This window comes from Streptomyces sp. NPDC039480 (genome assembly GCF_055597165.1).
This window is the reverse complement of record NZ_JBVITX010000002.1, coordinates 692,271-699,658: the sequence shown is the minus strand read 5'-3', so window position 1 is coordinate 699,658 and position 7,388 is coordinate 692,271. Positions and strand designations below refer to the sequence as shown.

The window sequence follows — 7,388 nt, the reverse complement described above, 5'->3', positions numbered from 1 at the left end:
CACAGACGCACACCCCCACTCTCCCGTGAGGGGATCTGCTGTGGGCCAGGTTTTGTGAGGGGGGACGACCCTGTGGTCTCATGCGGGTGAAGCCACGGCGGTTTTCCCCCCCCGCCACCAGAAGGGGTGAACGGCAGTAACTTTCTCGCGCCGGTAGCGTTCCGTCGCGCTATAGGGGGCCGAAAGCCCCCTTTCGTCACGGAGGGTCAGGCTGCGGCCAGCTCCCTGCGAGCCTCCCTGCGCCGCGCCGCCGCCTCGGGGTCGAGCGCGGGCACGGCGGCGAGCAGCCGTCGCGTGTACGGGTGCTGCGGCGAGCCGTAGACCTCGTCCACGGGTCCGTGCTCGACGATCCTGCCCTGCCGCATCACCGCGACCCGGTCGCTGACCTGCCGCACCACGGCCAGATCGTGCGCTACGAAGACCAGGGCGAGCCCCAGCTCCCGCTGCAACTCGGCGAGCAGCGCGGTCACTTGCGCCTGCGTCGTCACGTCGAGCGCCGACACCGGCTCGTCGCACACGATGAGCCGTGGTTCGGCGGCGAGCGCCCGCGCGATGCCGACGCGCTGGCGCTGCCCGCCGCTGAACTCGTGCGGGTAGCGGTCGTAGTGCGCGGGATCGAGGCCGACGCGCTCCAGGAGTTCGCGCACTCTCCTCCGTACGGAGGAGTCGGTCTCGCCCCGCGCGCGCAGCGGATCGGCGACGGACTCGCCGATGGACCGCCGTGGATTGAGCGAGGAGACGGGGTCCTGGAACACCATCTGCACGCCGGGCACCACCCGGCCACCGGGAACCAGTCGGCCACCGGAAGTGCCCCGACCGCCGGGCTGCTCCACACCCCCGTGGCGGAGCTGCCCCGCGGTCGGCTCCAGGAGTCCCACCAGCATCCGCCCGAGCGTGGTCTTGCCGCTGCCGCTCTCGCCGACCACGCCGAGGGTCTCCCCGCGGCGAACGGTGAGGGAGACGTCGTCGACGGCGGTGACCGCGCGCTTGCCGCGCCCGAACTCCCGCCGCAGCCCGACGGCTTCAAGAACGATCTCACCCGCGCCCGGGTTCGACGGCGGCAGCGGCGAGTCCACCCGCGGCACGGCCTTGAGCAGTTCCTGCGTGTACGTCTCCCGGGGCGCCCCGAGCACGTCACGGACCGCCCCGCGCTCCACCGCCCGTCCGCCCCGCATGACCAGGATGTCGTCGACGCTCTCCGCGGCGACGCCCACGTCGTGGGTGACCAGGAGCAGTCCCATGCCGGTCTCGGTGCGGAGCGTGTGCAGCAGGTCGAGGATCTGCGCCTGGACGGTGACGTCGAGCGCGGTGGTCGGCTCGTCGGCGACCAGCAGCGCGGGCTCGCACGCCAACGCCATGGCGATGAGCGTGCGCTGGCGCATGCCGCCGCTGAACTCGTGCGGGCGCGAGCGTGAGCGGCGTGCCGCGTCGGGGATGCCGACCCGGTCGAGCACCTCCACGGCACGCGCGCGTGCCGCCCGTCGGGACGCGCCCGTGTGCACGCGGTACACCTCGGCGATCTGGTCGCCCACCGCGTAGTACGGGTCGAGGGAGGAGAGCGGGTCCTGGAAGACCATCGCGGCCTTGCCGCCGCGCAGCCGCCGCAGTTCGGCGTCGGACGCCGCCTGTACGTCGACGCCGTCGACGCGCACGGTCCCGCCGACCCGCGCGCCCGTGCCCCGGTGGAGCCCGAGCAGCGCGGACGCCACGGTGGACTTGCCGGACCCCGACTCGCCGACGAGGGCGAGCGCGCCGCCCGCCTCCAGCGTGAAGGAGACCCCGTCGACCGCGCGTACTCCGGTCTCTTCGGCCGCGCGTCCCCCGGACCCGAACTCGACCGTCAAATCAGCGACTTGGACGAGACTCACGCCAGCACCACCCGTCGGTCGGCCACCGCGTACAGGACGTCCGCGACGGCATTGGCGAGCACCACGAAGAAGCCGGTGACCATGACCATCCCGACGACCACCGGCAGGTCGACGACCTTGACCGCGTGCACGAGCTCGCGCCCGATGCCGGGCAGGCCGAACAGCGTCTCGCTGAGGACGGCACCTCCGAACATCGACCCGAAGTCGTTGGCGGTCAGGGCGATGACGGGCGCGACGGCACCGCGCAGCGCGTGCTTCCCGATGATCGACCGCTCCCCCACGCCGTACGCGCGGAAGGTCCGCACATGGTCGTCGGCGAGCGTCTCCAGCATCGAGGAGCGGGTCAGGCGCGCGTACTTGGCCGCCTCGATCAGTGCGAGCGACAGCCACGGCAGGAGCAGGTTCCACGCCCACTGCGTCGGGTCGTCCGCGAAGGCGACGTACTGCGGGAAGGGCAGCCACTGCAGCTGGCCGCAGACCACGATCATCAGCAGCAGGCCGATGACGAAGACGGGCGTGGCGGTGCCCGCGAGGGTGACGGCGGTCAGTACCCGCTCGCCGATCCTGCCGCGCCGCCAGGCGGAGAGCACGCCGGTGCCGACGCCGAGGGCGAGCCACAGCACCATGGCGCCCAGCGCGAGCGACCCGGTGACCGGCAGCTTCGCCAGGATCAGCTCGGTGACCTGCTGGTCGCTCTGGTAGGACATGCCGAGGCAGGGCGCGCCACAGTGCTCGGTGCCGGTGCCGGTCGAGTAGTCCTGGCCGACGACGATGCCCTGGAGGAAGTCCCAGTAGCGCGCGTACAGCGGGTCGTCGAGCCGCAGTTGCTCGGCGACCTGCTGGACCTGGGCGGGTGAGCAGCGGGGGCCGCAGGTGATCTGGGCGACGTCGCCCGGCGCGGCGTAGAACACCACGTAAACGATCACGGAGATGGCGAGCAGCGTGACGGCCGCGCCGACCAAGCGCCGCAGCAGGAACCCCGAGAAGCCAGAGAACCCGGAGAAGCCGGAGAACCCGGAGAACCGCGAGAAGCCAGCGAAGCCTGAGGAGCCTGAGAAGCCGGTCATGCCCGGGCCTCCTGCTTCCGGCCCGTCCCGATCCGCAGCCGCGAGCCGGCCCGCGGGTCGAGCGCCGTGCGCACGCCGTCGCCGAGGACGGTGAGCGCGAGCACGGTCACGAACAGCGCGCCCGCCGGGTACAGCAGGTACTGCGGTGCCGCCTGGTACCAGACGTCCGCGGCGGTGAGCATCTGTCCCCACGACGGCGTCGGCGGCTGCACGCCGACGCCAAGGAAGGACAGCGCGGCCTCGACCGTGATGTTCGCGGGGACGAGCAGCGCGGCGTAGGTGATGACGGGTGCGGCGAGTGCGGGCAGCAGTTCCCTGCGGGCGATCCGCAGGGAGCTCCAGCCGCTGAGCCGCGCGGCGGCCACGTGGTCGAGTTCCTTGAGCGTGACGGTCTGCGCGCGCACGAGCTTGGCCATGCTGCCCCAGGCGATGAGGCCGATGACGAGGGCGACGAGCACGGGCCGCGGGAATCCGCTGGGCACGACCGCCATCAGGGCGAGCGCGAGGACCATGAGCGGCAGGGCCACGATGACGTCGGTGGCCCTGCTCAGCACCTGGTCGACCCAGCGGCTGCCGAATCCGGCGGCGATCCCGACCGCGACCCCGATGAACACCTGTACGACGGTCGCGGCGAGTGCGACGCCGAGCGAGACCCGGGCCCCGTACACGAGCCGCGCGAAGAGGTCGCGCCCGGTCTGCGGCTCGACGCCGAGCCAGTGCTCGCCGCTGATCCCGCCGAGGGGGCCGACCGGCACGCCGCCGCGCGCCGAGTCGATCAGGTCCGGGTGGTACGTGGTGGGGTCCTGCCCCTCCAGAGCGGTGAGCAGCGGCGCGGCGAGCGCCACGAGGACGAGCAGCGCGACGACGCCCGCCGCGACGAGGGCGGCGCGCTGCTCGCGCAGCCGCCCCCAGAAAAGCGTGCGGACCGTCACGACGACTCCACCGCGACCTGGGAGACGTCGAGGACGCCGGTCCAGTCGCTGATGACGACGTTCTTGACGTCCTTGCCGTACAGCCGCTTGTAGACCGGGTGGAAGAGCGGCACGGTCAGCGCCTTCTCGCCGATCTTCTTGTCGAGTGCGCCCCAGCGCTCGGCGGCGGCCTTCAGGTCGGTCAGCTTGTTGATCTCGTCGATCTCGTCGTTGACGGACTTGTCGTTCAGGAAGCCGGAGTTGAAGTTGGCGCCGTCCTTCACGATCTGCCGGCCGTCGAAGATCGGGGCGAGGAAGGGGCCGCCGGAGGGCCAGTCGGCGCCCCAGTGAGCGAGGAAGAGGCCGGGCTCGTCCTTGGCGCTGCGCGTCTTGTCCTTGTAGTCGTTGTCCTCGAGGCCCTGGAGCTTGACGGTGATGCCGGCCTTCTTGAGCGCGTCCTGGATGGCGGTGGCGATCTCGGGGCTGGTCTCGAAGTCCTTGGCGTTGGAGTGGGTGAGCGTGATGGTGAGCCCGTCCTTGTGACCGGCTTCCTTCAGGAGCTCCCTGGCCTTCTTCGGGTTGCCGGACGGGCCTGCCGGGAAGTGGTCGTATTTCGTGTATCCGAAGGCCTTCTGGTTCGGCAGGTACGTGGTGGCGGGCTCGGCGAGCGAGGAGCCGCCCGCGGCGTTGACGACCGAGGAGCGGTCCACGGCGTACGAGATGGCCTGGCGCACCTTCGGGTCGTCGAACGGCTTCACCTTCGGGTTGAAGGCGAGGTAGTTCGTGTAGCCGAAGTGGCCGGTGCCGACGTGCGAGGCGAGTTCCTTGTCGCCGGTGACCTTGGCGAGCTCGGCGGGGCCGAGGTTGGTGTCGGTGGTGACGGCGGCGGCGTCCGCGCCCTGGCTCGCGGAGAGCCGCTGGTTGATGACGGACGAGTCGAGTCCGGACCGTACGTCGATGACGTCGGGGTAGGCCTTCCGCTCGGCGTCGTTCTTCGCGGACCAGTGCGGGTTGCGCTCCAGGCGGAGCCGCTCCCCGTCGTTCTGGTTCTCGACGACCTTGTAGGGGCCGGACGAGATCGGGTGCTCCTCGTACTTGGTGCCCTTGTCCTTGGCCTTCGGCACGGGTGCGAACGACGTCTGGGTGGCCACGTAGTCGAAGTCGCCCACGGGCTTGTTCAGATGGAAGACGATCGTCCGCTCGTCCGGTGTCTCGACCGAGTCCAGGCCGCCCTTGCTCTTGTAGGGCCCTTCGTAGTCGGCGCCTCCGATCAGCCAGTCCCTCAAGAAGGGTGCGCCGCCGGACAGTTCGGCGGCGAAGGACCGCTCGATGCCGTACTTGATGTCGGCGGTCGTGATCGGCGAGCCGTCCTCGTACTTGAGCCCCTTCTTCAGGGTGTACGTCCATACGGTGGCGTTCTTGCTCGGCTTGCCCAGGCCCGTGGCGAGGTCGGGGACGACCTCCGTCCCCTTGGCGCCGTCCTCGCGGTTGCGGGTGGTCAGCGTGCGGAAGACGAGGCTCGGTACGTTGCCGCCGCCGGAGGTGTAGAGCCGCGCGGGGTCGAAGTCGGTCTGCGGGTCGCGGTTGAGGACGGTGAGCGTGCCGCCCTTGGCGGGCTTGCCGCCACCGCCGCTCCCGGCGTCGTTGTCCTTCGGACCCGCGCAGGCGACGACGCCCGAGGCCAGGACCAGGCTGACGGATGCCGCTGCCACGCGACGGGATATGACGGACGTTTGACGCATCGGAAAGAGACCTCTCGGGATGAGTGAGAAAAGGGAGCGACAGAGCTCACCCCGGGAAAGGTGCGGGAGAAAACGGCACGCGGGCACGGAAAAGCCAGGAGCCGGGAAAAAGCGACGCACTCGCCGGGGCGGGCGTCAGCAACAGTGGATGTCGGCCACGCAGAGCGCGGTCACGCCGAGGAGCGCCAGCTCAATGGCGGCGCTCGAAGGGGCGTGACGGTTCGACATGCGGAGAAATATGAACGAACTTCCGACAGATGTCAAAGCGGCCACCGGAGCCGCGGACTCCGAATGACCCGTCGGCGTCCTCAAGCCTTGGGAAAAGCCCAGGGGTTGGCCTTGCACTTGATGCCGTCGTGGTTCAGGAACTTCGTCTGCTGCTGCATGACCGGCGCGAGGCCGCCGTCCTTCGTGCAGTCCGTGTGGTTGAAGCCGAGCCGGTGCCCGACCTCGTGGTTGATCAGCATCTGCCGGTACGGGAAGATCGCGCTGCCGAACTCCTTCTGGACGGCGTCGCCGTAGGTCTTCGCACCCTGCGCCCACCGATAGGCGTTGATCATCACGCGTTCCGTCGCCGCGGAATCGCACGACACATTGTCCTGGGTCGTGTCGAGGCCGGATTTCGCGCACCAGGCGGCGGTCGTTCCCGGACTCGCGAGCGTGATGACGAAATCGGGCTTCCCCGATGAAATGCGCTCGAAGGTGCGGGCCCCGTCGTGGGCCCAACTCCGGTTGTCGTTCAGGGTTTTCTGCACGGCCTGCGCGAAGAGCTCGCCGTCCAGGCCGAGGCCCTTCTCCACGTCGACGCGATAGCGGAACAGCTGCCCCTTGCCGGGTGCTTTCTCGAACCCGGAGATCGCCGCGAAGTCGCCGGACGCCTTGAGTTTCGCGTCCATCGGGTTCTTCTCGCCCATTTTCTGTTCGTACGTCGCCGGGGGGTCGTCCTTCGCCTCGGCGGGCGTCGGACGGCGGTCCGAGCGGGACGCGGGGTCGTCCGTGTCGCGGGCGCCGCCCGGGGCGGCCTTGGTCCGCGTGTCCGAACCCTTCGCGCCGCCGGCGACCTGCCCCGCCACGACGACCGCGAGGACGGTGGTCACGGCGGCGGCCGCGACGCCGGCGAGCGTACGGTTCCTGCCGCGCTTCTTGCCCTCGCGGTCACCGTCGCCGTCGGCAGCCGGTTCGGGAACGGCCTCCCAGTCGGTGACGGAGGCGTACGGATCGCGGGGCGGCGGCGGCTGCGCGGCCGGCTTCGGCTCGCCCGCGGCGACGAGGTCGCCCTCGTCGTCGGGGAACGCGGCCATGTAGTCCTGACGGGGCCCGGGCACGCCGTGCCCGCCTCGGATCGCGGGCCCGCCGCCGGTGCCGGTGACATCGCCCCAGCCGCCACCGGGCTCCCGCTGCTCGGGGTGCCCACCGCGGACGTGCGGCACTCCGTCGGCGGGGGTGCCGTGCGGAGGGGTGCCGTCCGCAGTGGGGGTGTCGTGCGGAGGGGCGCCATCCGCAGCGGGGATTCCCTGCGCAGGGGTGCCGTGCGCAGTGCGGGTTCCGTGCGGAGGCGTGCCGTCCGCAGCGGGGATTCCGTGCGCAGGGGTGCCATCCGCAGTGCGAGTGCCGTGCGGAGGCGTGCCGCCCGCAGCGGGGATTCCGTGCGGAGGCGTGCCGTCCGGTGCCTCCCGTCTGCGCCGCCGCCCCGTGCCGGGCGCGGCCTGAGGTCCCACACCGTGCGAAGCCGGTGTGCCCGAGGTGCTGGTGTTGTTGTCAGTCGTGTCTGCCGGACCGCGGCGGCTGTGACGTCCCACG

Annotated in this window: 6 protein-coding genes; all 6 read right to left on the bottom strand. The window is 71.0% G+C overall.

Going from position 1 to position 7,388, the window contains the following annotated elements; all coding sequences use genetic code 11:
* Window positions 1-206: 206 nt before the first annotated feature.
* The 6 genes from ACZ56E_RS09255 to ACZ56E_RS09230 all read right to left on the bottom strand — a co-directional run bounded on the left by ACZ56E_RS09255 (window position 207) and on the right by ACZ56E_RS09230 (window position 7,387).
* On the bottom strand, window positions 207-1,868 hold the full coding sequence (locus ACZ56E_RS09255) for a dipeptide ABC transporter ATP-binding protein (RefSeq protein ID WP_471212626.1): 1,662 nt from the start codon (window positions 1,866-1,868) through the stop codon (window positions 207-209).
* Window positions 1,865-2,935: an ABC transporter permease gene (locus tag ACZ56E_RS09250; RefSeq protein ID WP_471212624.1), complete on the bottom strand. Its 1,071-nt coding sequence runs from the start codon at window positions 2,933-2,935 to the stop codon at window positions 1,865-1,867. Before ACZ56E_RS09250 ends, ACZ56E_RS09255 begins: the two co-directional genes overlap by 4 nt.
* On the bottom strand, window positions 2,932-3,867 hold the full coding sequence (locus tag ACZ56E_RS09245; protein WP_468609126.1) for an ABC transporter permease: 936 nt from the start codon (window positions 3,865-3,867) through the stop codon (window positions 2,932-2,934). Before ACZ56E_RS09245 ends, ACZ56E_RS09250 begins: the two co-directional genes overlap by 4 nt.
* Window positions 3,864-5,588 carry an ABC transporter substrate-binding protein gene (locus ACZ56E_RS09240; protein ID WP_471212621.1) on the bottom strand — a complete coding sequence of 575 codons (1,725 nt, stop codon included), beginning with the start codon at window positions 5,586-5,588 and terminating at the stop codon, window positions 3,864-3,866. The genes ACZ56E_RS09245 and ACZ56E_RS09240 overlap by 4 nt, the downstream gene beginning before the upstream one ends.
* A 135-nt stretch (window positions 5,589-5,723) precedes the next feature.
* Window positions 5,724-5,816, bottom strand: coding sequence for an Ms4533A family Cys-rich leader peptide (locus tag ACZ56E_RS09235; RefSeq protein WP_317850838.1), 93 nt, complete (start codon window positions 5,814-5,816; stop codon window positions 5,724-5,726).
* A gap of 80 nt (window positions 5,817-5,896) precedes the next feature.
* Window positions 5,897-7,387: a DUF3152 domain-containing protein gene (locus tag ACZ56E_RS09230; RefSeq protein ID WP_471212617.1), complete on the bottom strand. Its 1,491-nt coding sequence runs from the start codon at window positions 7,385-7,387 to the stop codon at window positions 5,897-5,899.
* Between the last annotated feature and the right edge of the window lies 1 nt (window position 7,388).

What these genes read in the sequence shown, in the direction of transcription:
- ACZ56E_RS09250 (WP_471212624.1), bottom strand. Translation starts at nt 2,935, where the DNA reads ATGACCGGCTTCTCAGGCTCCTCAGGCTTCGCTGGCTTCTCGCGGTTC.
- ACZ56E_RS09240 (WP_471212621.1), bottom strand. Translation starts at nt 5,588, where the DNA reads ATGCGTCAAACGTCCGTCATATCCCGTCGCGTGGCAGCGGCATCCGTC.
- ACZ56E_RS09235 (WP_317850838.1), bottom strand. Translation starts at nt 5,816, where the DNA reads ATGTCGAACCGTCACGCCCCTTCGAGCGCCGCCATTGAGCTGGCGCTC.